Origin of the sequence: Eubacterium sp. LMAG:50 (assembly GCF_008680265.1) — a bacterium.
In the GTDB taxonomy this organism is placed as follows: domain Bacteria; phylum Bacillota; class Clostridia; order Lachnospirales; family Lachnospiraceae; genus Eubacterium_U; species Eubacterium_U album.
In genome coordinates, this window is the sequence record NZ_NALP01000007.1 from 1,387,258 (window position 1) to 1,412,441 (window position 25,184).

20 protein-coding genes are annotated in these 25,184 nt (G+C 32.1%); 15 read left to right on the forward strand and 5 right to left on the reverse strand.

The genetic code is table 11. The features are described from left to right. The first annotated feature begins 315 nt into the window (after positions 1-315). From CCC31_RS11365 to CCC31_RS11390, 6 genes are all read left to right on the forward strand, one after another. Positions 316-1,332, forward strand: a complete 1,017-nt coding sequence (locus CCC31_RS11365) for an ABC transporter substrate-binding protein (RefSeq protein ID WP_118565577.1) — start codon at positions 316-318, stop codon at positions 1,330-1,332. A 12-nt stretch (positions 1,333-1,344) separates the two neighbouring features. Further along, a complete protein-coding gene (locus CCC31_RS11370) occupies positions 1,345-2,280 on the forward strand; it encodes an ABC transporter permease (protein ID WP_022087916.1) in 936 nt (311 codons plus the stop codon). Continuing rightward, complete coding sequence (locus CCC31_RS11375) at positions 2,280-3,080, forward strand: ATP-binding cassette domain-containing protein (protein ID WP_290851658.1); 801 nt, start codon at positions 2,280-2,282, stop codon at positions 3,078-3,080. The genes CCC31_RS11370 and CCC31_RS11375 overlap by 1 nt, the downstream gene beginning before the upstream one ends. A 451-nt stretch (positions 3,081-3,531) precedes the next feature. Further along, positions 3,532-3,789: a heavy-metal-associated domain-containing protein gene (locus CCC31_RS11380; RefSeq protein WP_022087918.1), complete on the forward strand. Its 258-nt coding sequence runs from the start codon at positions 3,532-3,534 to the stop codon at positions 3,787-3,789. Positions 3,790-4,099: 310 nt separating this feature from the next. Then, entirely contained in the window at positions 4,100-4,780 is a 681-nt protein-coding gene (locus CCC31_RS11385; RefSeq protein WP_022087919.1) for a LytTR family DNA-binding domain-containing protein, read from the forward strand. Further along, positions 4,780-6,063, forward strand: coding sequence for a GHKL domain-containing protein (locus tag CCC31_RS11390; RefSeq protein WP_290851662.1), 1,284 nt, complete (start codon positions 4,780-4,782; stop codon positions 6,061-6,063). Before CCC31_RS11385 ends, CCC31_RS11390 begins: the two co-directional genes overlap by 1 nt. Before the next feature lie 801 nt (positions 6,064-6,864). Here the strand turns inward: CCC31_RS11390 and CCC31_RS11395 are convergent. Further along, positions 6,865-7,725 carry a patatin-like phospholipase family protein gene (locus CCC31_RS11395; protein ID WP_290851664.1) on the reverse strand — a complete coding sequence of 287 codons (861 nt, stop codon included), beginning with the start codon at positions 7,723-7,725 and terminating at the stop codon, positions 6,865-6,867. Between the two features lie 346 nt (positions 7,726-8,071). Between CCC31_RS11395 and CCC31_RS11400 the strand changes: the two genes are divergently transcribed. Beyond that, a complete protein-coding gene (locus tag CCC31_RS11400; RefSeq protein ID WP_147339812.1) occupies positions 8,072-8,314 on the forward strand; it encodes a DUF3006 domain-containing protein in 243 nt (80 codons plus the stop codon). A gap of 179 nt (positions 8,315-8,493) precedes the next feature. Here the strand turns inward: CCC31_RS11400 and CCC31_RS11405 are convergent, their stop codons facing one another. Both CCC31_RS11405 and trkA read right to left on the reverse strand, forming a co-directional pair. Next, entirely contained in the window at positions 8,494-9,933 is a 1,440-nt protein-coding gene (locus CCC31_RS11405; protein WP_022087923.1) for a TrkH family potassium uptake protein, read from the reverse strand. Positions 9,934-9,942: 9 nt separating this feature from the next. Further along, on the reverse strand, positions 9,943-11,301 hold the full coding sequence (gene trkA, locus CCC31_RS11410) for a Trk system potassium transporter TrkA (RefSeq protein ID WP_022087924.1): 1,359 nt from the start codon (positions 11,299-11,301) through the stop codon (positions 9,943-9,945). Between the two features lie 399 nt (positions 11,302-11,700). On the opposite strand from trkA, the gene CCC31_RS11415 reads away from it, so the two are divergent. The 5 genes from CCC31_RS11415 (at position 11,701) to CCC31_RS11435 (ending at position 17,184) form a co-directional block, all read left to right on the forward strand. Further along, positions 11,701-12,063 (forward strand): metalloregulator ArsR/SmtB family transcription factor, encoded by a 363-nt coding sequence (locus CCC31_RS11415; protein WP_022087925.1) that lies wholly within the window; start codon positions 11,701-11,703, stop codon positions 12,061-12,063. A gap of 47 nt (positions 12,064-12,110) precedes the next feature. Next, positions 12,111-12,329, forward strand: coding sequence for a cation transporter (locus CCC31_RS11420; protein ID WP_290851667.1), 219 nt, complete (start codon positions 12,111-12,113; stop codon positions 12,327-12,329). Between the two features lie 134 nt (positions 12,330-12,463). Then, positions 12,464-14,329: a heavy metal translocating P-type ATPase gene (locus CCC31_RS11425; protein ID WP_290851669.1), complete on the forward strand. Its 1,866-nt coding sequence runs from the start codon at positions 12,464-12,466 to the stop codon at positions 14,327-14,329. 319 nt (positions 14,330-14,648) lie between these two features. Then, positions 14,649-14,960 (forward strand): DUF6110 family protein, encoded by a 312-nt coding sequence (locus CCC31_RS11430; RefSeq protein WP_022087928.1) that lies wholly within the window; start codon positions 14,649-14,651, stop codon positions 14,958-14,960. Positions 14,961-15,102: 142 nt separating this feature from the next. Continuing rightward, positions 15,103-17,184, forward strand: a complete 2,082-nt coding sequence (locus tag CCC31_RS11435) for a heavy metal translocating P-type ATPase (protein ID WP_290851671.1) — start codon at positions 15,103-15,105, stop codon at positions 17,182-17,184. Between the two features lie 157 nt (positions 17,185-17,341). On the opposite strand, the gene CCC31_RS11440 is transcribed toward CCC31_RS11435, so the two are convergent. After that, positions 17,342-19,015, reverse strand: coding sequence for an alpha-glucosidase (locus CCC31_RS11440; protein ID WP_290851673.1), 1,674 nt, complete (start codon positions 19,013-19,015; stop codon positions 17,342-17,344). A 196-nt stretch (positions 19,016-19,211) separates the two neighbouring features. Here CCC31_RS11440 and CCC31_RS11445 point away from each other — a divergent pair, with 196 nt between their 5' ends. Further along, positions 19,212-20,102 (forward strand): AraC family transcriptional regulator, encoded by an 891-nt coding sequence (locus tag CCC31_RS11445; RefSeq protein ID WP_022087931.1) that lies wholly within the window; start codon positions 19,212-19,214, stop codon positions 20,100-20,102. A gap of 5 nt (positions 20,103-20,107) precedes the next feature. Here the strand turns inward: CCC31_RS11445 and CCC31_RS11450 are convergent, their stop codons facing one another. Beyond that, entirely contained in the window at positions 20,108-20,989 is an 882-nt protein-coding gene (locus CCC31_RS11450; protein ID WP_290851675.1) for an AraC family transcriptional regulator, read from the reverse strand. A gap of 130 nt (positions 20,990-21,119) precedes the next feature. Here CCC31_RS11450 and CCC31_RS11455 point away from each other — a divergent pair, with 130 nt between their 5' ends. Further along, entirely contained in the window at positions 21,120-23,372 is a 2,253-nt protein-coding gene (locus CCC31_RS11455; protein WP_290851677.1) for a glycogen/starch/alpha-glucan phosphorylase, read from the forward strand. Between the two features lie 390 nt (positions 23,373-23,762). Continuing rightward, positions 23,763-25,052: an ABC transporter substrate-binding protein gene (locus CCC31_RS11460; protein ID WP_022087934.1), complete on the forward strand. Its 1,290-nt coding sequence runs from the start codon at positions 23,763-23,765 to the stop codon at positions 25,050-25,052. Positions 25,053-25,184: the final 132 nt, after the last annotated feature.

Consider the following 25,184-nt stretch of genomic DNA (forward strand, 5'->3'; position numbering starts at 1 on the left):
AAGGGCTGGTGGAATCCTTGCAGAACGCAGCTCACATAAATGGACCGCAGAGGGCACAGAACAAAGCAATCTATTTGTTAGTATTCTGTGACGTGAAGGCATACGTTAGTTGCACAGAGTATGATAGTACTCGTTGAGTGGGTAAGAGATTTATCTTACGAATCAAGGTGGCACCGCGGAATATTATTTTAGTATTTTCGTCCTTGATGATAACATTTTGTTAAGTGTTATTGTTAAGGATTTTTTTATGCAATAAATACTCTAGAGGTTATCCAGATTGTTAAAAAACTCAAAGTGAAGAAAAGGAGAAAAAAGATGAGAAAGATGAAGAAAGTTTTGAGCGTTTTATTAACAGTAGGAATGGTAGCAACAGCATTTACAGGATGCGGAGGAAACGGAAGCAACAGTTCAGGAAAGACTGATTCAAAGGACACTAATGGAGATGGAAAAGTAAAAGTTGGTGTAGTTTCAATGATTGAAAATGGAGCTTTTACAGATATGAGAGATGGTATTATTGATGAATTAAAAGCACAGGGATATGAGGATTCACAGATAGAATATAAATGTGCAGCAGGCGATTCAACAGCACTTACAACAATTGTGACAAATATGACAGATGGAACATATGATATGGTATTTACTATTGCCACACCTCCTACACAGGCTATGGTTAATACAGAAACAGATACACCTGTATTTTTCTGTGCTGTATCAGCACCTGTAGCAGCAGGAGTAATTACAGACATGGATAAACCGGATAAGAATGCAACAGGAACATCTAATGCAATTCCTGTATCAGACATTATTGATTTTGCTCAGTCAGTAACACCGGCAAAGAAGGTTGGTATCATTTATAGCGGAAATGAGGATAATGCAACAAACACAGCAAAGCAGTGTGAAGAATATTTAGACAAAACAAGCGTTGAATATGTTGAAAAAACAGCACCAACATCAAATGATGTAGAATCTGCAACAAATGCATTAGTAGCAGAAGGTGTAGATATGATATTTATTCCAAATGATTCAATTATTCAGGACGGAATTAGTACATTAACAGATATTTGCAAAGAAAAGAAAATTCCAACATATTGTTCATCAGCAACAACAGTTGTTTCAGGCTGTTTTGCAACATTAGCAATTGATGATAAGGGAATTGGTAAGAAAACAGTTGATATTGCAATGGACTATGTAAATGGAAAGAAAGTTGAAGATATTCCGGCACAGGTTGTAGGAATTGATTATTGCACAGTTAACAAAGCTACAATGGAAGTATTAGGAATTAGCGAAGATAACATTAAAACAGATTATGAAGTTAAGTTAATTGAGAACTAAAGAGGAACAAAGATGATTGAATTACAGTATTATATATCAAACATTCCGGATTGCCTGATTTATGGATTGTTGGCAATGGGAATATATATATCACTTAGAATATTAGATATACCTGATTTGACAACAGAAGGAAGTTTTGGATTCGGAGCAGTTATTTCAGTATTAGTTGCATTAAACGGACACCCTATTCTTGCATTATTTGCAGGAATTGTGGCAGGAGCAGTAGCAGGAGCAATTACAGGTTTATTGCAGACTAAGTTGCAGGTACATCCTGTACTTGCGGGAATAATAACAATGAGTGGATTGTACTCGATAAATCTTGTATGTTATTCCCTTACGGAAAAAGGTGCAACAACGAACTTAAGTTATAACAAGATTACTATATTTGAAAAAGTAAAAGAGATATTTGCAATTCGAGGACAATTTGAAACAAGTGTTGTAAAATCAGTAGTTAGTTTGATAATTGTAATCGTAGTTTTATCATTAATAATATGGTTCTTTAAGACACATATTGGACTTTGTATACGAGCTACAGGAGATAATCCTGATATGGTCAGAGCATCTTCAATTAATGTTGACAGAACAAAGATTATAGGACTTATGCTTGCAAATGCCTTAATAGGACTTGCAGGAGCAATGGCATCACAAAGTGTTGGATATGCAGATATAAATACAGCAAATGGAACACTTATATATGGCTTGGCTGCAGTTATTATAGGTGAAGCCGTATTTGGAAAAAGAGGAGCAACTATTGGAATGATTTCAGCAGTTGTAGGTTCAATTGTTTACAAAATAATTGTTGCATTTGTAATTAGAGAAAATTTATTTGGAGATTTGAGCAGTAATCTTATGAAATTTACATGTGCATTAATCGTAGCAATTACACTGGCGGTTCCTGCAATAAAACAGAAAATTGCAGAGACAAAACAGAGAAAGGCGGCGAAATAATGTTAGATATTCAGAATATTTCAAAGACATTTGAAAAAGGGACAGTAAATGAGCATGTAGCAATTAACAATATGAGCCTTAAGTTAGAAGATGGCGAATTTGTAACAATTGTAGGCTCAAACGGAGCCGGTAAAAGTACATTGTTCAATGCTATATGTGGTAGTTTTATGGTTGATTCAGGTCATATTTTGCTTGATGGGAAAGACATAACTTATGACAGTGAACATTCAAGAGCAAAGGTTATTGGAAGAGTATTTCAGGATCCGATGAAGGGAACGGCTCCTAATATGACAATAGAAGAAAATCTTGCTTTGGCATATTCAAGAGCATCTAAGGGCTCAAATCCATTTGCGAGAGCGATTACAAAAAAGAAAGTTGAATTTTTTAGGGAAAATCTTGCCCGTTATAATATGGGAATTGAAGATAGAATGAAAACAAAAATAGGTTTGCTTTCAGGAGGACAAAGGCAGGTTGTAACACTTATGATGTGTACCTTATCGATTCCTAAACTATTACTTTTAGATGAACATACGGCAGCACTTGATCCTGCAACAGCGCAGAAAGTTATGGATATCACAAAGACAATTGTCAGTGAAAATAAAATAACGACAATGATGATTACGCATAATATGAAGCAGTCATTAACAACAGGAACAAGAACAATTATGCTTGATTCAGGAGAAATACTTCTTGATTTGTCAGGAGAAGAAAGAAAAAATATGACAATGGAAGATATGATTAAGATGTATTCCATGAAGAAACAAAAAGAATTTGACAATGATAGGATATTGTTAAGTTAGCAATAAGAATTCGAATAAAAAAATGAATCCCTACAAAGCCTGTATTTATAGGCTTTGTAGGGATTTAGTTCTTTTTGATAGTGGTTAATGTAACAAATTTAGATTCTCAACATCATTAGTATCAGGAACACCAATAAATGACCGCGGACCATCTGCATTTAAGACAAGTATTGAAAGTGAAATTCAGAGTGTATCAAACGAAAGCAAGAGCATAGATGATTTTTTATCAGTAATTAGTAAATCATGCAAATAAATAACAAAAATAAAAATTGAGAATGGCCGCCGGAGAGAAATCCCTGACGGCTGTTTCTTTTGAAAAGGCATATTTGAAAGAAGAAGGTAGACAATAATAAGGATTATCTACATTTACTTGACAATATATAATCATAGCGATATAGTATGGAATGAAAAAAAACTATACCCCTATAGGGTATGAGAAAGAGGCATAATTATGTATAAAACAGTTGTAAAAGTAGATGGAATGATGTGTGGAATGTGTGAAAGTCATGTTAATGAGGCTGTAAGAAAAGCAGTACCATTAAAAAAAGTAACATCTTCTCACGGTAAGGGAATAACGGAAATTATTTCAGAAGACAAGATAGATGAAGAGGCTGTAAAGAAAGCTATTGATGATACGGGATATAAAGTATTGTCGATAGAAACACAACCATATGAAAAAAAGAAGTTTTCATTATTTGGAAGAAAATAATAAATCAGAGATACCTGAAATTACACAAAAAAGTGTTTTTTTAGGTATTTTTTATAGAAACAACATATTTATATAAAGATTTTATTTTGATAGATTAAAAAAGTAGGAAAAAGTAATAAGTAATCGGAAAAGTCGATAAAAAACAGTTGAAGATATTTGTATTTATATTAAAATATATAGTAGGGTATTTTAATAAAATAATGATGGGTCGCAAGATGCAATTGGCATTGTGTATGCATTATAGATACGAAAAATAAAAATGATACAAACAGATGAAATATAGACGATTTTTATTTAGGAGAAATGAAATATGTTTATAGGAATATGTGACGACGATAATATAATGAGGGAAAGAATAGAGAGAGTATGTAAAGACGTCACGAAGAAATACAACGAAGAAACAATTATAAAAAAATATAAAGACGGACAGGAAATTACTGATCAGAACATAGATATTTTGATACTTGATATCGAAATGCCTATGGTCGGTGGTATTGCAGTAAAAGAAAAATTAGAGAATGCAAAGAGTAATACAGTAATTATTTTTGCAACCAGCCATGAAGAAATGATGGCACAGGCATTTGGAGTAAATGTTATTGGATTTGTTACAAAGAAATACATAGAAGATCAGTTACCGGTAGTTTTAGAGAGAGCTTTAAAGATAGTAAGAGGAACGGTTCTTATAGAAGGCATAGACAGTAGAAATATTGAATACATTAAATCAGAGCATATTTATTGCAATTTGTATCTTACAGACGGACAGGAATTTTTACTGAGAGAAAGTATGAAAGCCTTAGAGGACAGATTGGAAACTGTAGGATTTATAAAGATTTTCAGAGGATGTCTGGTTAACATGGAACAGGTGGAAGAAATGAAGAATGGTAAAGTGTATATGCATGGAGGAACAGTTCTTCAAATCAGCAGCAGATTAAAAGCGTCTGTTGAGAAAAAATACACCAGCTTCTGTATAGAGAATGCGAGGTTTTGCTAATGATTTATGGATTAAAGGTGTTAAGCACATTTTTAAGCTTCATTAAATACATAGTATTTCCACTTGGCGTTATGGGATTTAATTTGCGAAAGAGTAAATTAAGATATGCAATAATACCTGTATTAGGCTTAACGGCGGTTTATTTGGTTAATGTAAACAAGCCTACCGTAACGGCAGAAATTTTATTTCAGATAGTAATTCTTTTAGTGCTGTTTGATGAAAAAATACAGACTATTATAAGAGGATTCATTATAGAGTTTGTTTTAGTATCGCTTATAGATTTAATGGTTTGGCTGATATTGGTTGGAATTACTTCACTTGGAAATGATTATGCTGATTATGAACGAAAAATTTATATCTATGGTAATTGCATAGGAGTTATAGTAATTTTTATGGCAGCAATATTTTTGTATAAACGAAGAAAAGATATTGCTGAGGTAATAAGGAATATAAAGATTAAAGAACTTATTTTTGTTATCGCTGTAATGGGAACTTTAGGAATTGTAGTTGCATGTATTCAGGGGGCTTATTTAGGTGAAATGACATTGAGCATTCAAAGAATGGCAATGATTGTAGCAGTTATATTTTTAGTCATAATAATTGCAATGAGTGTTATGTTTGTGTATGTAGTAAACTCAAGAAAAATCTTAATGGAAATTAATGATTTGAATGAAGAGTGTATGAAATACCAAAAAAATTATTATGAGAGACTTATAACGGAAGATAGTGAATTAAGGGCTTTCAGGCATGATGTTAATAAGCATTATAATGCAATATCAGCATTGTTAAATGAAAATGATGTTGAGCAGGCAAGAGACTATGTAAATGAACTAATAAATAGAAAAGATGTACATTTTACGTATAAGACAGGAAATGTGGTTGCGGATTACATTATTAATGGCGAAGTACAGGCAATCAAACAGGAAAATGGTGATGATGTTAAAATTCAGATTCTTGGAAAATTTCCACAGTCAGTAGGAATAGAACAAACTGATTTATGTATTATTCTGGCAAATTCATTGGATAATGTTAAAGAGGCTTTTAGTCGATTTGAAGGAAAGAAAGAATTAGGAATAACAATTCAGAACCACAAAAAGAGAATAATTTTAAAAATAGAAAATACATCACAGCCGGTGGATGTGAAAAATATAAATACATCAAAGAAGGACAAAAAGAACCATGGATATGGTATTTCAAACATAAGGAGGGTAGTGGATAAATATAACGGCACAATGCAAATCAAATATGTTGATGGCAGATTTTTGTTAGAAATGCTAATTTAATTTTATTGAACGGGTCGTGAATATAAAGGTTAGCGGATAAAGTAAGTTAATGATTAATTAAAGATAGTAAGAAGGTTATGTAGAAGTAGATGTGTTAGGAAAGAAAATGATTAAGTTAAGAACAGAAAACTTACGCTCGTAACAGATTTTACTACGTTAAGAACAAAAAAACTGCGTTAAGAACATATGGATTGCAGTTAAAAGAAATATTAGATACAATTAAATTCAGAAAGAAACAAACAAGTAAGTTTGGAAGAGGTAAAAGATATGTTTATTGATACATGTGCAATGGATACAATTTGGAGAATAATTAAATTTTTCTTCAAATAGAATGAGTTTAACAGATACGATTTGAAAACATTAATTTCAATCGTCAACAAATAATTAACAATTAGAAGGTACACGTTGAGTGTAGCATTTGGAAATATATGTATTGGGACTAATAAGAGACAGGTTTTCCGTATGAGGTGTATACAAAATAATAATGTAATTGGGGAATTACAAGTGGAACGACCTGTTCACTAAAGAAGCCTTTCAAGTAGAGTAATCTATTTGAAAGGCTTTTTTGTTATACGCAATGAGCCAAATACTTTCAGCTTTTTGCTTGCAAAAAAAGCTGAAAGTATTTGGCAAATGCATAATCACTGAGAAGAAGCGAAGCGGATTCGAAGTGATTACATGGCGAAGCCATGGGTATAACAAAAAAAGATAAAGAGTAAGAGTTGGCGAATGCATAATCACTAAGAAGAAGCGAAGCAGATTCGAAGTGTTATGTACGGCGAAGCCGTGCGTATAACAAGGTTATTTCAAGGCATCTTTAATTTTAGGAATCATCTTTTTACCATAAACATATCCGGCTTTTATACAATCATTAATCATATTAAAAGTTAAAAGACCAGCATTTTTATCAAGTGAAGGTTCAAGTAAAAGGCGTTCTCCCTGAGAAAGACATGTTTTCAAATTGTAAGACATAATAGAAAAAGAGTGAGAGAGAATTTCAGTAATAGAATTGTTGTGAGGAGTTTTATAATCTACACCAATGTCAACAGCAATAATTTTATCAACGCCTGTGGACATTAAAAGATTTACCGGAAGGTTGTGGGTTACACCACCATCAACCAGGTAGTACTTGCTCATTTTGACAGGACGAAATATTCCGGGAACAGAGCAACTTGCAGTAATTATGTCACATAGTTTTCCACTCTTTTTCCAAATGACGTTTTCGGTAGGATATTTTATTTCAGAATTAGTAAATGCAATTGTATTACTGGAAATTAAATCCACGGTAGGAATTATAAGGGGAGTAGTTAAGTCAGAAATATCTTTACCATCAGTATAAGAGCAAAGAAAGTTATTAAGTTTATGCCCTTTTAATAACCCCGTTAAATGCTGCTTGCGACAAGTTAAAAATTGAGGAAAAAATAAAAGCATTCCAATAATATCCGGGTCTAATATAGTAGTTGGGTGAGAAGTTAAAATCTGGGCAATTTTTTGCATGGTATCAATAGAAATATTTGCAGCATATAAGCCTGCGATAATACTTCCGGCACTCGTTCCTGCGATTGAAGAGGGCAACATATTTTCTTCAGCGAGAGCCATTAAAATTCCGATGTGAGCACTTCCTCTTGCACCACCACCAGATAAAGCTAATCCGTAATCCATTTTAAATCCTTATACTAAGTATAAATTAAATATATGTTTAAAAAAGCAAAAAAGAACTGAAATGTAATGTTTATTATAATTTTTGAAAAGAGAAAAAATTTATATTATTAAAAGTAAAAATGCTAATAAACATATTGTTCCTGATTATGCCGTTCTTGAAAATGAATATAAAAAATAGTATACTTACTATAATTAATTGTAAAATGTCGAGATTTAATTTATGCAATAGTAATTTATTCTATAAGATATTTACAATTAATAGGTAAATTTATAGTATAGATGTTGCAAAACACAAAGGTAATTCTAATCATTGTGTTTTGAAATGCAGGAAGGGACGGACTAAAAAGTGAAGCTGATAATAATGAGATTTGAGGACGCAATGGTAGTTTGTGAAGACACGAATGGAAAAGAGTACGTTATTCAGAAAAAGAAGATTCCGGAAGAAGCAACAGAAGGAAATGTAATAAAGAAGGGAATAACGGGAAAATATTCTATGGACACAGATGAAGAATTTCTTAGAAAACATCGTATGGAAAAAATGAATGAAAAAGAAGAAAAAGTTATTGTTGAACCGTCGATATACAGTTGATAATAAAAACAGGCACTGCAAGTGAGCCGACTCTAAAAAGTTATAACTGGAATTTTAACTTTTTGGGGGTCTGTTCAGTATGTAGTGCCTGTTTTGTATAAGGATATTAAACGTAATACTTATACGTTCTATGAATGTTTAACTGCAAATTCAATTTATTTTAAAACATACATTTCGAACTATTGTCTTTTCCACGAAATTGGTGCAAAAAGCATTAACATAGGGAAAATTTCAAGTCGTCCGGCTAACATATCAAACATTAAAATAAATTTTGAAAAATCAGAAAATATTCCAAAATTACGGGTAGGTCCAACAAGTTCTAATCCGGGACCAATATTATTTAATGTGGCAGCTACGGCTGTGAAATTAGTTGTGAAGTCTAAATTATCAATGCCGATAAGTAAAATTGAAAATGCCAAAATAAATATGTATGCAACCATAAAAATATTTGTTAAACGTACTGTTTCATGTTCAATAGGTCGTTTGTCCATAGTTATTTTTTTGACTCCGCGAGGATGAACAATAGTAAATAATTCTTTTTTTAATGTTTTGATTAATATTAAAAGTCGTGAAACCTTAATACCACCACCTGTACTTCCGGCACAGGCACCCATAAACATTAGCATAATAAGAATTGTTTTGGATACTTGTGGCCATAAATCAAAATTTGTGGTCGAAAATCCTGTTGTAGTAATAATTGAACCAACCTGGAATGCCGCATGTTTTAATGCTTCACCTATAGTTGGGAAAAAACTACGAATATTAAAAGTAATAATTCCTATAGTTGCAAAAATTACTAAAAGGTAAGCTTTTAATTCTTCAGAATGTAGTGCCTGTTTAAATTTTTTACATAAAATAAGATAGTATATATTAAAGTTTAAACCAAATAATATCATAAAAACAGTTACTATAATCTGAATCGATGAGTTATATCCGGTTATACTGTCATTTTTTATTCCAAATCCACCTGTACCGGCAGTACCAAAAGATGTAGTTAAAGCATCAAATAACGGCATACCTGATATAAGAAGAAGTAGTACTTCAATAAAAGTCATAACAGTATATATCCCATATAAAATCATTGCAGTATTTCTAACTTTTGGTACAAGTTTTTCAACAGAAGGTCCGGGACTCTCTGCTTTCATAAGATACATTCGCTGTCCACCACGCATTGGGAGAATCGCAAGTATAAAAACCAGAACTCCCATACCACCAATCCAATGCGTAAAGCATCTCCACATATTATTACAATAGGATAAAGATTCAACATCAGATAAAATACTTGCTCCTGTAGTTGTGAAACCGGAGATGGTTTCAAATAAGGCGTCTACCATTGAAGGTATCTCTCCACTTATAACAAATGGAAGACAACCAAATATACTTAAAATTACCCAGCTTAATGAAACTGTTATGTAACCTTCTGTTGCATAAAATTCTGTATCTTTTGGTTTCTTGTGACTAAGAATAGTACCAATAATCAGACACATAGCAATGGTAATTACATAAGAGTATGCTGATTTTTCAGAATAAATTATGCCCACAATCAAAGGCAGACACATTAATATGCCTTCAAGTTTTAATACAATTCCTAAAATATATCGTATAATTGAATAATTCATGACTTTATGTTAATCCTCCAAAATATCCCTAGCGTCTTTTAAGCCTAAAAGAGTTGTAACTATAATCATTGAGTCACCAGGAGCAATTACATCATCTCCACCCGGAATAATTAATTTATCATCACGGGTTATACAACAAATTAATACACCCTTTTTTATATTAAGGTCTTTCAAAGGAACACCTGTCAGTTTTGATTTCTCGGCAATGTTAAATTCCAAAGCTTCAACCTTATCGTCACATAATCTATATAGAGTAACGATATTACTTCCAATGGCATTTTGCTTTGCACGTACATATTGTAAAATTCGTTCAGTACAAAGATTTTTAGGATAAATAACACTGTCTAAATTTAAATTATGAACCACTTCAGTTAACTGTGAACGATTTATTTTTGACACAACTTTAGTTTTTACTCTCTTTTGAGCAAATAAAGCAAGAAGTATATTTTCTTCATCATAATTAGTTAATGTAACTAATGCATCAGTCTGATCAATTCGCTCTTCAATAAGAAGAGTATTGTCTGTTCCGTCACCGCAAATGATAGTAGCATTAGGTAGCATTTCACACAATTCCTGGCAACGTGCAGGGTCATGTTCGATTATTTTTACTGAAATCTTTAACTTCAAAAGCATTTGTGCTAAATATACAGCAATTTTTCCACCACCAACAATCATCGCATTTTTAACTTCGTGAGTATGGAAATTAATAAAATGGAAGAAGTCAATGGTTGTCTGTCTAGAAGACATCATTGATACAACATCTCCTGATTTTAAAACAAAATCACCTGTTGGGATTGTTACTTCATTATCCCTTTCAATAGCACATATAAGAACACCTGCAAATATACGGGATGATAAATCTTTTATATGTACATTATCAAGAACAGAATCCTTAGGAATTCTAAAACGAATCATTTCAGCTCGTCCTTTTGAAAATAGATCAACATCAATTGCATTTGGAAAACACAAAATACGTGAAATTTCAGTTGCTGAAATAAATTCAGGATTAATAATCATGGATAATCCTAATTCTTCCTGAAGAAAATGACGTTCTTTGTTATATATAGGATTTCTGACTCTGGCAATTGTGTTACAGTTGCTTCCTTTTTTTGCAATCATGCAGCATAAAAGATTTACTTCGTCAGACTTAGTTACAGCGATTAATAAATCAGCATATTCAAGACCGGCTTCCTGTAAAACGCTATAACTTGCACCGTTACCGATAATTCCCATAACATCATAAGTGTCAGCTAACTTGTGAACAACATTTCCATCAATGTCAACAACGCAGATACTATTATCCTCTTTGCTCAACTGTGCAGCCAGATTTTTTCCAACTTTACCACAGCCAACTATGATTATATTCATTTTCCGTACCAAACCTTGTAAAAACAAGACACAAATCAAAGATTAGACAATGACTTGTATTTAAAATCCTTTCTTAATATTAGTTTAAAACTATCAACAAAAATGTTTAAACTTAATACAAGAAACCTATAATTAGTTTGAATAATTATAAGTTCCTTGCGTCAAAGATTATAACATAGTTAGATTGGAAAGTATAGGATATTAGATAAACAAAAAAATCGACTGAAAAGGAAAGAAAAGAACTATTGTGAAAATAACGGGAGTGAGCAGAAAATCAATATTAATATAGTAGATTATTTAATAGCATTAAAGAAAAAAATATGTTGACAGAAATGAAAAAAAAATATACTATAAACATATGAACAATTATTCATATGTTTGGAGGAAGGTGGAATTAGAATGATAAATCACAATGTAGAATGTTGCGATGAATGTAAGACTCATGAAGACTTGTTGAAAATCGTTAATGATAATATGCCTGATGAGGATGAATTATATGATTTGGCAGAGTTATTTAAAGTATTTGGCGATTCTACAAGAATTCGTATACTTTTTGTATTATTTGAATCAGAAGTATGTGTATGTGATTTGGCAGAAACTTTGAATATGACTCAGTCAGCGGTATCTCATCAGTTGAGAATTTTAAAGCAGGCTAAGCTAATTAAGAATAGAAGAGAAGGTAAATCAATTTTCTATTCATTGGCAGATGGGCATGTAAGAACGATAATTTCTCAGGGAATTGAACATATAGAAGAAAAATAAATTTAGAAAGTTAATACTAAAACATTTTAGTGGAAAGGATGTTAATTATGAAGAAGAAATTTAAATTACAGGATTTGGATTGTGCAAATTGTGCAGCAAAGATGGAAGATTCAATTAAGAAAATTGATGGAGTAAATGATGCATCTGTAAGCTTTATGACACAGAAGATGATGGTTGATGCAGACGATGCAAGATTTGATGACATTATGAAAGAAGTAGTAAAGGTTTGTGCAAAGGTAGAACCTGACTGCAAGATTTTATTATAATTGTCCATAGTTATAAAGCCGGCAGATTTTCAATGCATAAGTCAAAGAAAGTTACCGGCTTTATAAATAGAAATTAGAAAAGACAGTTTTTGATTATACATCCGTAAAATAAATACGGAAGAATGGAGCATGTTATGAGTGAAAAGCAAAAAAAGATGTTAGGACGAATAATAGCAACATTAATTTTATTTGTAGTTCTTCTTGTATTAGATAAAACAGGAAAGTTTGATGATATAAATAAATGGATATTATTTGTTATTTATCTTGTACCATACATTATTATTGGATATGACATTGTGTTTAAGGCATTTAGAAATATAAGTCATGGACAGGTGTTTGATGAAAACTTTTTGATGATGATTGCTACATTTGGTGCATTTGGAGTTGGTGAATATTCAGAAGCAGTAGCAGTTATGCTGTTTTACCAGGTAGGCGAATTATTCCAGGCATATGCTGTTGGTAAATCAAGAAAGTCAATTTCAGATATGATGGATATTTGCCCGGAATATGCAAATATTGAAACTGAAAACGGATTAGAACAGGTTGACCCGGATGATGTAGAGGTAGGAAGTATTATAGTAATTAAACCGGGAGAAAAAGTACCACTTGACGGAGTTGTTATTGAAGGAGAGTCATTTGTTGACACTGCAGCCTTAACAGGGGAATCTGTTCCAAGAAAGGTTAGCGTAGGCGATGAAATTATAAGTGGATGTGTTAACGGAAGTACTACCTTAAAAGTAAAAACTACAAAGGAATTTGATGATTCTACAGTAGCTAAGATTCTTGAGTTAGTAGAAAATGCAAGTAGTAAGAAAGCTCGAGTTGAAAACTTTATTACAAGATTTGCAAAGTATTATACACCTGTAGTTACTATTGGTGCAGTTGCTTTGGCAATAATACCGCCTTTGTTTTGTGGTGGACAGTGGGGGGATTGGATTCAGAGGGCTTGTATATTCCTTGTAATCTCATGTCCATGTGCTTTAGTTATATCAGTTCCGTTGGGATTTTTCGGTGGAATTGGAGCTGCTTCTAGAATTGGAATACTTGTAAAGGGAAGCAATTATTTAGAAGCATTGGCAGAAATGTCAACAATAGTATTTGACAAGACAGGAACTCTAACTAAAGGTGAGTTTAAAGTATCAGGGATAAATGCAGTCGGATGTAGTGAAAAGGAATTGTTGGAAGTAGCAGCATATAGTGAATCGTATTCGACACATCCTATTGCTGAGTCTATTAAAAATGCATATGGAGAAAAAATAGATACATCAAAACTTCAGAATGTTGAAGAAATTGCAGGGCATGGAATACATGCACAGTTTGCAGGAAAAGATGTTTTTGTTGGCAATGAAAAACTGATGAATAAACAAAACATTTCCTATGAAAAATGTGATGCAATTGGGACAATAATTTATGTAGCGATTGATGGCAAATTTGCAGGCTCACTAGTAATTTCTGATGAAATAAAAGAGGGCGCTAAAGAAGCTATTGCTGATATGAAGCATGTGGGTGTTAGAAAGACAGTAATGCTTAGCGGAGACCAGAAGGAAATAGTTGAGAAGGTGGCAAATGAACTTGGAATTGATGAATATCATGCACAATTGTTGCCGGCAGACAAAGTAGACCGTGTAGAAAAACTTCTTGAACAAAAGAACGAAAAGGATAAAGTAGCATTTGTTGGTGATGGAATTAACGATGCTCCTGTACTCACAAGAGCTGACATAGGTATTGCAATGGGAAGTATGGGAAGTGATGCGGCAATTGAAGCAGCGGACGTTGTATTAATGGATGATGATGTTACAAAAATTGCTTCAGTTGTAAAAATATCAAGAAAAACACTCTCGATTGTAAAACAAAACATTGTATTTGCATTAGGAGTTAAAGCGTTAGTACTTATATTAGGAGCTTTTGGCGTTGCAAATATGTGGGAAGCAGTATTTGCAGACGTTGGAGTATCAGTAATAGCAATACTTAACTCAATGCGAACATTGAAAGAAGAATAGATGAATAAAATGAAAAACATGGCCAGTTTAAAATTGACCATGTTTTTTGAGTTTAAAGATAATATATAAACAAATAAGTATACAAAAATTATACAGGAATAACATGGTGCAAATTTGTGATTAATAATTTAGTGCCATTTATTGACACAAAAAAACAAGTGTGCTATAAAATGAGTTAGAAACAAATAACTACAGATAGATGATTGAAACATTTTAGTAATGCTTTGCATAATAGGGCAATAAAATGGATTGCTAAATTTTAATAAGTTTTACAATAGTTTTGAAGTCTTAAGGTAGCAGTAGAATTAGGAGGAGAAAAATGTTAGACATATTAAAGAAAATTGATATTAAGAAAACAGGAATTTTTGCAGCAGGTGTATTATTTGGAACAGCAGGTGTAAAAGTTTTAGGAAGTAAGGATGCTAAAAAAGTATATACAAACTGTACAGCAGCAGCTCTTAGAGCTAAAGATTGTGTTATGAAGACAGCTACAACAATTCAGGAAAATGCAGAAGATATTTATGCAGAAGCTCAGCAGATTAATGAAGAAAGAGCTGCAGCAGAGGAAGCAGAAAATATTGAAGATGAATTTGAAGATGTAGTTGAAGATACAACAGAAGATGCAGAGTAAATTTGAAGTTAATAGTTTATAACTTATTAAATTACATAAATGCAGATAAAAATAACTTTATATCGAAATAGGTACTATGAAAGCAGCGAGGGCAGGGAATAACTGCTTGAGTTGCTTTTTATAGTTGTATGGAGGCACAATAATGAAAGTTAAAATTATGCATGAAATAAAAGGCCGTATACGTTTTCATGTCACTCAAAAAAGAATGTCATATGAACAGGCGGATATATTGCAATATTATTTTTCTATGGGAAAGAATATTACTCATGTAAATGTTCAAAACAGAACAGGTGATGTGACTGTATGTTATCAGGGAGATAGAGAAGAAGTTATTAAAATGATTAAAACATTTTCTTATGAGAATGTTGAAGTCCCAAAGATATTTCTTGAAAATTCGGGTAGAGAATTAAATGAAAAATACAAAGAAAAACTTATAAATAAAGTAGTTCTTAGATATAGTTCAAAATTATTTATCCCATATCCAATAAGAGCAGCCATATCAGTTGTTAAATCAACAAAATATATTAAACATGGAATACAGACTCTTCTCAAAGGAAAAATTGAAGTACCGGTATTAGATGCAACGGCAATAACAGTTTCTATGCTTAGAGGAGATATGGAAACAGCAGGTTCAGTAATGTTTTTACTTGGAATAGGTGAAATTCTTGAAGAGTGGACTCACAAGAAATCTGTTGATGATTTAGCAAGAAGCATGTCACTTAACATTGATAAAGTATGGCTTGTTGGCAGTGATGGAAAAGAAGTTCTTGTTGATTCAAATCAGATAAAAGCAGGGGATAAAGTTGTAGTACATATGGGAAATGTTATTCCTTTTGATGGCACGGTTACAGATGGAGATGCCATGGTAAATCAGGCATCTATGACAGGAGAATCACTTCCGGTACAAAAGGAAAAAGATAGTTCAGTATATGCAGGAACAGTTGTTGAAGAAGGGGAACTTACAATTTGTGTTAAAGAGGTAAGTGGCTCAGGAAGATTTGATAAAATTGTATCAATGATTGAAGAGTCGGAAAAACTCAAGTCACAGGTAGAAGGAAAAGCAGAACATTTGGCAGACAGACTTGTTCCATACACTTTGCTTGGAACAGGTATAACGTGGCTTATAACAAGAAATGTTACAAGAGCTTTGTCAGTGCTCATGGTTGACTTTTCATGTGCATTAAAACTTGCTATGCCGATATCTGTTTTGTCAGCAATTAGAGAGGCAAGTATTTATAACATAACCGTAAAGGGTGGTAAATATCTTGAAGCAATAGCAGAAGCAGACAGTATTGTGTTTGATAAAACAGGCACACTTACAAAGGCACAACCTACAGTTGTAGATGTTATTTCATTCAACGGACAGTCTCAGGATGAATTGTTAAAAATTGCAGCGTGCTTAGAAGAACATTTTCCACATTCTATGGCTAAGGCTGTTGTAGATGCAGCAGCAAAGAAAGGCCTTGAACATGAAGAAGAACATACAAAAGTTGAATATATAGTTGCTCATGGTATTTCTACGTTTTATAACGGAAGAAAAACAATTATAGGAAGTTCGCATTTTGTGTTTGAAGATGAAAAATGTGTGGTTCCAAAAGGAATGGAAGAAAAGTTTAATAATTTGCCATTACAGTGTTCTCATCTGTACCTTGCAATTGAAAATGAACTTGCAGGCGTAATTTGCATAGAAGACCCATTAAGGGATGAAGCAGAAGCAGTAATTAATTCGTTGAAAAAAGCAGGATTAAGTAAGGTCGTTATGATGACAGGTGATAGTGAAAGAACAGCTTCAGTTATAGCAAAACGTGTTGGTGTTGATGAATATTATTCAGAAGTACTTCCGGAAGACAAAGCTAAATTTGTAGAAAAGGAAAAGTCACTTGGCCGAAAAGTTATAATGATAGGTGATGGTGTAAATGATTCACCGGCGTTATCAGCGGCAGATGTAGGAATTGCAATAAGTGATGGCGCTCAAATTGCAAGAGAAATTGCTGATGTTACAATAGGTGCTGACAGTTTATATGAAATCGTAACATTAAAAGCAATTAGTAATGGACTAATGAAGAAAATTCATAAAAACTACAAAGATATAGCAATATTTAACACAGGATTAATTGTTCTTGGAGTGGCAGGAATTATTCAGCCTACATTAGCAGCACTTTTGCATAATACATCAACTTTATTAATAAGCTTGCGTAGTATGCAGAATTTATTGGATGATTAGAAAGAATAAATATACAATATTAAATGTATAAAAAAGAGGATTGGTATATAAGATTTAATTAAATGTAAAAATTTAAAGGCTCTAAATTTTACAACTAAGTAAAGTTTAGAGCCCCTAATTATGACATTTAAGAAAATTTATATAAAGCCAATCCTTTTTAATTATCGCATTCTAAAACAAGAACCTCACAACTTTCAAGTTTAATAGAGGTAATCGGAAGAGCGTTTCGGTTTTTGTTTGAAAGAATTATATGTTTTACGCTATATTCAAGAGGTATATTTACGGATGTATTACCAAAATTGGAAATAACAAGTATACGTTTGTTATTAAATACACGATAATAAGCCATAACTGTTTCAGTGTTTTCATATGCAGGAATAAATTCGCCGTAAGTAAATGTTTCTATATATTCAGGAGATTTGCGCACTGACACTAATTTTTTGTAGTAGTTAAGCACAGAGTCAGGATTTTTTTCCTGGTTTTCAACATTAATTAGTTTATAATTTGAATTTACTTTTAACCAAGGTGTACCACTTGTAAAGCCTGCATTATTACAAGAACTCCACTGCATAGGTGTTCTTGCATTGTCACGGCTCATTTTACAGCAAGCAGCTAACGCGTCTTTGTTATTAAGTCCGGCTTTTCTTGCAATGTAATATTGGTCTATTGTGTTTATGTCGTTAAATTCATCAATGCTTTTCCAAATGGCATTTTGCATTCCAATTTCCTGCCCCTGATAAATAAATGGAATTCCACGAAGCAAAACACTTATTGTCCCTAGCATTTTTGTACCATCAGCGTTTCTGGCATATTCAGGTAAAAATCTTGATACTCCACGAGGTTCGTCATGGTTTTCTATAATATTTGCTTCAAATCCAACCTTTTGGACATCAAGTTGTGAGTTAATGATGGTTTCACGCCACTTCTTAAAAGTGATGTCAGGTGAATCATACCAACCATGCTTACCGTCACTAAGGCACTGCGCACTGAAATCAAAAATAGTTGAGAAATATCCGTTTTCGCCAATAAACTTATTAAGTTCAGATTTGTTTAAATTAAAAGCTTCGGCAACAGTAAATGCTTCATATTTCTCAAACGTGTTTTTCTTTAAGTCGTCTAACAATTCGCCTATTCCATCAACACTCTCTATCATGCGCCAACATCCTGACAAGCCATCAGGACCGTCAGGTCCAAAATCAGGAAAATCAAGGTCTTTTTTGATATTCATAATTGCATCAATTCTAAACCCGGCAAGACCTTTTTCAAGCCACCAGTTTACCATATCAAAAAGTTTTTGTCTTAGAATTGGATTTTCCCAATTTAAATCGGGCTGTTCTTTTGCAAACATATGTAAATAATATTTATCAGTTCCAGGTACAGGTTCCCAACAACTACCACCAAAATATGAACGATAATTGCTAGGTGGATTACCATTTTTGCCTTCTCTGAAATAGAAATAATCAGCGTATTCGCCATCAGGGTCAGCTAAAGCTTTCCTAAACCATTCATGTTGATCAGAACAGTGATTTATAACTAAATCCATTATAATGTACATATTACGTTTTTTTGCTTCAGAAAGTAATTCATCAAAATCTTCCATAGTTCCGAATTCTTTGGCAATAGAATAATAGTCAGAAATATCATAGCCCTGATCAATAAAAGGTGACTTGTAAATAGGAGAAAGCCATATAATGTCAATTCCTAATTCTTTTAAATAATCCAGTTTAGATATTATACCTTTTAAATCACCAATTCCATCCCCATTAGTATCAAGAAAACTTTTAGGATAAATCTGATAAGCAACCTTATCATGCCACCATTTTTTATTCATATAAATACCTCATTTTTACTAAAACTGATGCTTAGTAAATTCTTTCACTCATATAATGTAAATACATTGAAATATATGTATTATACTGCTATTATAAAAATAAAAAATGAAATTATCTTGCAGTATTTTAACAATATATAACACAATACTGCTATTGAAAATAAAATATATGAAGTAATGATAAGAGGTAATAAATTTGAAAAAGGTACATACACTTGCGATAGATCAAAAAGAAGATGCTAAACATGGAGAAAGTTTTTTTCCTGTACAAAAATATATAACAAATCTTTCTTCAGAATACATGGGAGTAACTAACCATTGGCACGAAGAGGCGGAACTTACGTTGATTACAAGTGGAAAATGTATATATAAGATTGATTTAGTTGAATATGAAGTAGAAGAAGGAGATATTTTATTTGTTCCTCCATTGTTTTTACATTCAATAACATTAGGAAATAATAAAAAAGTAAGTTCTGAAACATATGTATTTCACCTGAAATTTTTAGGAGGAAATTCTACAGATATATGCTCGACAAGGTATCTTGCGCCTATTATGAATCAGGAGTTTTCCATGCCATACGTTATAAAACCAAATCATCCGGCATATGTATCTCTTAGAAAAATATTTAATCAGATTAATACAACATATGACGAATCAATAATTGGTTATGAACTTGCATTGAAATCATTATTTTTACAAACAATATTCTTATTGCTTCAATATAGTAAAAAGGTAGCGGTGCCGGAGACAGAAAAGGTGTCGGACAAGATAAAAAATGTACTTGATTATATTGAACTTCATTATTCTGAAACAATTACCGTGTCACAATTAGCTAAACTTTGTTATTTTAGTGATTATCATTTTATGCGATTTTTTAAAAAACATATGAATATGACTTGTGTTGAATACATTAATAATTTGCGACTTGAAAAAGCAGTCGAACTATTTGAAAAGGGAAACTCATCAATAATGGAAGTTTCATTATCTGTAGGATTTCACAATCTTTCATATTTTCATAGGGCATTTAAGAAAAAGTATCGCATGACACCTCTTTCTTTTATAAATGATTTGAAAAAATATAGTTAAAATATTTAAGAATTGATGGTTTTTCTATATCTTCCCGGAGTAGTGCCGTATTTTTTCTTAAAGCATCTGTTAAAATAAGATAAATTCTCAAATCCGGTATTAACAGAGATATCAATAATATCATCAGAAGTTGTGGTTAATAATTTAGCTGCAACTTCTAAACGATAATCATTAAGATATTGTATAAAACTCATACCCATAGTTTCCTTAAAAAATTTCATGAAATAGGATTTACTGTAAAAGCAATGACCTGCAATTTCCTCTATAGTAATATTACTTTGAAAATTATCTGCAATATAAGTCAGAATAGACTTTACCTTATCAAGAGACTTTTTGCTGATGGGTTTAACTTCGTTTAAGCCACAGCTTGAAATTAAAATATAAAATATTTGGAACAGATGAGATTTGACTGATAACTGATATGCATATGGACGAAAATCACATAATCTGTCAATTTCATTAATTTGGGTAATAACAGGCTTATAATATTCAAAACAATCATTAATAACAGGATATATATTTAAACTCCCTGAAAGTAAGGACTGAACAAATTTATCATTACATAAATCATATCCTGAAGATTTAAGAAGACCTGATTTAAATAATATATTTTCATATTCCATAATATTATCTTCATTCTGACTTATTGAATGCAATTGACCTGGAAATACAAAAATTATATTTCCGGCTTCAACTGAGTATGATACTAAATTAACATTAACTATTCCGCAACCTTTCTTTATTACTATAATTTCAACTTCATTATGCCAATGCAAATTAACAGATTTGAAATCTAAAGGAATAGAACAGAGATATGTGTTGTATGGAAAATCGTCCGGTGTATGAGTTTTAGTTTCGTGATATATCTTGTATTGATCTTTATTCATAAATAACCTCCAAAATAAAAAAAGGATAGTATTGTGCAAATAATCGAAAGAATAATGCAATAAATTATAAGATGACAATATTATAATATAAACACAAAAATAAAACCATAATATTTTAGGAGGTACAAAAATGCAACTTTCGGAAATTATTAAAACAGAATATAATAAATCAATTTCAGAATGTACAAACGAAGAGATTTATTATTCATTGCTTACTTTAGTCAAAAATATGGCTGAAAGTAAACAACATAAAAATTCTAAGAAGAAACTATATTATATTTCAGCGGAATTTCTTATAGGAAAATTGTTATCAAATAATCTTATAAATCTTGGAATTTATGATGATGTAAAAAAAGAACTTGCAGATAATGGGAAAAATCTATGTGAAATAGAAGAATTTGAAAAAGAGCCGTCTCTTGGAAATGGTGGGCTTGGAAGACTTGCGGCATGCTTTTTAGATTCAATAGCAACATTAGGCCTTAACGGGGATGGAGTAGGATTAAATTATCATTTTGGCTTGTTTAAGCAGATATTTAAAAATAATGCCCAGACTACAGTACCCGATCCATGGCTTACTAAGAAAAGCTGGTTAAATAAGACAGATGTAACATATAAGGTTAAATTTAAAGGAATGACTGTTACTTCAAGAATGTATGATATTGATGTTACAGGATATAACAGCACAACAAATAAGCTTCATTTATTTGATATTGAAAGTGTTGATGAAAACATTGTAGAAGACGGAATTAATTTTAATAAAGAAGATATAGAAAAGAATCTTACGTTATTCCTTTATCCTGATGATAGTGATGATGCAGGTAGAATTTTAAGAATTTATCAGCAGTATTTTATGGTATCAAGTGCGGCGCAACTTATTTTAGATGAATGTATTGAAAAAGGGTGCAAACTTTATGATTTATCAGACTATGCTGTAATCCAGATAAACGATACACATCCAACAATGGTTATTCCTGAACTTATTCGTTTGTTGGTAGAACGTGGATTAGAAATGGACGACGCGATAGAAGCAGTTACTAAGTCATGTGCATATACAAATCATACAATTCTTGCAGAGGCTTTGGAAAAGTGGCCTATTTCTTATTTGAAAAAGGCAGTACCTCAGCTTATGCCAATTATTGAAGTATTGGATGATAAGGTAAGAAGAAAATATGATGACAGCTCAGTTTACATTATTGACAGAGAAGAAAGAGTTCATATGGCTCATATAGATATTCATTATTCTTCAAGTGTTAATGGTGTTGCTTCACTTCATACAGAGATTTTAAAAAATATTGAATTAAATAACTTTTATAAGATTTATCCGGAAAAGTTCAATAATAAAACTAACGGAATTACTTTTAGAAGATGGCTACTTCATAGTAATCCGCAGCTTACAGAACTTATCATATCACTTATAGGAGACGGATATAAAAAGGATGCTACACAATTAGAGAAACTTTTAGAATATAAAGATAATGAAGAAGTGTTAAATAAAATACTTGAAATAAAAGACACTAAGAAAATGGAATTGAAAAATGTATTACGTGATAGACAGAATATTTCAATTAATGAAAATTCAATATTTGATATTCAGATTAAAAGACTTCACGAATATAAACGTCAACAGTTAAATGCTTTATATGTGATTCACAAGTATTTGGAAATTAAAGCAGGTAAAAAGCCAACAACTCCAATAACAGTATTTTTCGGAGCAAAAGCAGCTCCGGCATATATCATTGCACAGGATATTATACACCTTATTCTTTGCTTGCAGGAACTAATAAACAATGACCCTGAGGTTAATCCATATCTTAATGTAGTTATGGTTGAGAATTATAATGTTACATGGGCAGAAAAATTAATTCCGGCATGTGATATTTCTGAACAGATTTCACTTGCATCAAAAGAAGCAAGTGGTACAGGCAATATGAAGTTTATGCTTAATGGAGCAGTTACACTAGGAACTGAAGATGGTGCAAATGTAGAAATACATGAACTTGTAGGCGATGATAACATCTATATTTTTGGCGATTTAAGTGAAACTGTTGTAGAAAGATATGCAAACGGAAGTTATAACGCAGCACAGTATTATAATGATAATGCACAAATAAAAGAAGCTGTAGATTTTATAACAGGTAATGAATTAATGGCAATAGGTGACAAGGAAAGATTAGAAAGACTTTCTCATGAACTTATATGGAAAGACTGGTTTATGACATTCCCTGACTTTGATGCTTATGTAAAGACAAGAGAACAGGCTTATGCTGATTATGAAAATAGAAAAGAATGGGCAAAAAAGATGCTTGTTAATATTGCAAAAGCCGGATATTTTTCATCAGATAGAACAATTGAAGAGTATAACAGAGATATTTGGAAATTATAAAAATATATAGAAATAAAAGTACCGTAAAATGGTTGGCTATAAAACTTTTTTATGGTACTTTTTTATTGCGTATTTGTCAGAAAAATAGACAGCAAAATGGCAAAAAGAAAGTGTTTAACAAGAGTGCAAAATACAAAAAAAAACTGTGGTAAATGTATAAAAAAGATATAAAAACGTTGCAATGGATGTGAAAAATGCACAAAAAATACGTGAAAAATTAGCTAAAAGGCTGAAAAGACCGAAAATGGTCAGAATACCATTGAAAACGTTTCCGAAAAGTGCTAGTATCAAGCTATGGGAAACGTTTCCAATGTGAAGTTAAATAAAAAACTTTGAGAAGGAAACAACGGAGACCTTTAGTTATTTTTTATTTGAAAAGGAGAAAGAAATATGCGTAGAAAATTATTTAGTGTAGCATTATGCGCAACAATGGTAGCAGGTTTATTTGCAGGATGTGGAAACAGTTCAAGCAGTGATAAGTCAAGTGCTAAAGGATCAGTTTACTGGTTAAACTTCAAACCTGAAGCAGATGAAGCTTTACAGGATATAGCTAAGACTTATGAAAAAGAAAAAGGAGTTAAAGTAAAAGTAGTTACAGCTGCTTCAGGAAATTACAATTCAACATTGACATCTGAAATGGGAAAATCAGCAGCCCCAACATTATTCGTAGTTGGAAATCAGGCAGCAGTAAAGACATGGGATGATTATTGCATCGATCTTAAAGATACAGATGTTTACAAAGAATTAAGTACAGATGCATTTAACTTAACAGATGCAGATGGAAAGGTTTGCTCAATTGGTTACTGTTATGAAAGTTATGGAATTATCGTAAACAAGAAGTTGCTTAAGGAAGCAGGTTATGAAGTAACAGATATTAAAGATTTTGCTTCATTAAAATCAGTTGCAGAAGATATTCATAAGAGAGCTGATAAACTTGGATTTGATGCATTTACATCATCAGGCATGGATGATTCATCATCTTGGAGATTTACAGGACATTTAGCAAATATGCCTTTATTCTATGAAGGAAGAGATGAAGGATGGACAGAAGCTCCTTCAGAAATCAAAGGAACATATTTAGATAATTACAAAAATGTATGGGATTTATATATTAACAATAGTAAATATGACAAGAATTCTTTAGCAACAGGTGGATATGATGCTGAAGCAGAATTTAAGAATGGAGAAGCAGTATTCTTCCAGAATGGTACATGGGAATATGATAAATTGAAAAAGTCAATTTCAGATGATGATATGCAGATGATTCCAATTTACTGTGGAGTTGAAGGAGAAGAAAAAGCTGGTCTTTGCTCAGGAACAGAAAACTGTTGGGCAGTTAATGCAAAAGCTTCAGAAAAAGATCAGAAAGCAACACTTGATTTCATGAACTGGTTAGTAACATCTGATGAAGGAACAAAAGTTATGGCAGAACAGTTCGGTGCTATTCCTTACAAGAAAGCAGCAGACAGTGGTAACGTATTCTTAAAGAATGCAAATGATTTACTTGAAGCAGGAAATTACAACGTAGACTGGACATTTAACTACACACCAAACGTAGATGAATGGAGAGCAAGCCTTGTAGCAGCAATGAACAAATATGATGCAGGTGGATCATGGGATGATGTTAAGACAGCATTTGTTCAGGGATGGGCTACTCAGTATAAAGCAGCTAATAAGTAATAAGGTTTTAGATTGATAAGTATAAAATCATAATTAAATTATTAACACATTGTGGGGCAGGCAGTGTCTGCCCCTTTATTAAAAAATAGAAAAATATTGAAAATTCTATTTTGAATAAGAATTAGGAGGAGA

What these genes read in the sequence shown, in the direction of transcription:
- CCC31_RS11430 (WP_022087928.1), top strand. Translation starts at nt 14,649, where the DNA reads ATGTTAGACATATTAAAGAAAATTGATATTAAGAAAACAGGAATTTTT.
- CCC31_RS11405 (WP_022087923.1), bottom strand. Translation starts at nt 9,933, where the DNA reads ATGAATTATTCAATTATACGATATATTTTAGGAATTGTATTAAAACTT.
- CCC31_RS11415 (WP_022087925.1), top strand. Translation starts at nt 11,701, where the DNA reads ATGATAAATCACAATGTAGAATGTTGCGATGAATGTAAGACTCATGAA.
- CCC31_RS11450 (WP_290851675.1), bottom strand. Translation starts at nt 20,989, where the DNA reads ATGAATAAAGATCAATACAAGATATATCACGAAACTAAAACTCATACA.
- CCC31_RS11365 (WP_118565577.1), top strand. Translation starts at nt 316, where the DNA reads ATGAGAAAGATGAAGAAAGTTTTGAGCGTTTTATTAACAGTAGGAATG.
- CCC31_RS11390 (WP_290851662.1), top strand. Translation starts at nt 4,780, where the DNA reads ATGATTTATGGATTAAAGGTGTTAAGCACATTTTTAAGCTTCATTAAA.
- CCC31_RS11395 (WP_290851664.1), bottom strand. Translation starts at nt 7,725, where the DNA reads ATGGATTACGGATTAGCTTTATCTGGTGGTGGTGCAAGAGGAAGTGCT.
- CCC31_RS11375 (WP_290851658.1), top strand. Translation starts at nt 2,280, where the DNA reads ATGTTAGATATTCAGAATATTTCAAAGACATTTGAAAAAGGGACAGTA.
- trkA (WP_022087924.1), bottom strand. Translation starts at nt 11,301, where the DNA reads ATGAATATAATCATAGTTGGCTGTGGTAAAGTTGGAAAAAATCTGGCT.
- CCC31_RS11435 (WP_290851671.1), top strand. Translation starts at nt 15,103, where the DNA reads ATGAAAGTTAAAATTATGCATGAAATAAAAGGCCGTATACGTTTTCAT.
- CCC31_RS11420 (WP_290851667.1), top strand. Translation starts at nt 12,111, where the DNA reads ATGAAGAAGAAATTTAAATTACAGGATTTGGATTGTGCAAATTGTGCA.
- CCC31_RS11385 (WP_022087919.1), top strand. Translation starts at nt 4,100, where the DNA reads ATGTTTATAGGAATATGTGACGACGATAATATAATGAGGGAAAGAATA.
- CCC31_RS11425 (WP_290851669.1), top strand. Translation starts at nt 12,464, where the DNA reads ATGAGTGAAAAGCAAAAAAAGATGTTAGGACGAATAATAGCAACATTA.
- CCC31_RS11455 (WP_290851677.1), top strand. Translation starts at nt 21,120, where the DNA reads ATGCAACTTTCGGAAATTATTAAAACAGAATATAATAAATCAATTTCA.
- CCC31_RS11380 (WP_022087918.1), top strand. Translation starts at nt 3,532, where the DNA reads ATGTATAAAACAGTTGTAAAAGTAGATGGAATGATGTGTGGAATGTGT.
- CCC31_RS11440 (WP_290851673.1), bottom strand. Translation starts at nt 19,015, where the DNA reads ATGAATAAAAAATGGTGGCATGATAAGGTTGCTTATCAGATTTATCCT.
- CCC31_RS11370 (WP_022087916.1), top strand. Translation starts at nt 1,345, where the DNA reads ATGATTGAATTACAGTATTATATATCAAACATTCCGGATTGCCTGATT.
- CCC31_RS11460 (WP_022087934.1), top strand. Translation starts at nt 23,763, where the DNA reads ATGCGTAGAAAATTATTTAGTGTAGCATTATGCGCAACAATGGTAGCA.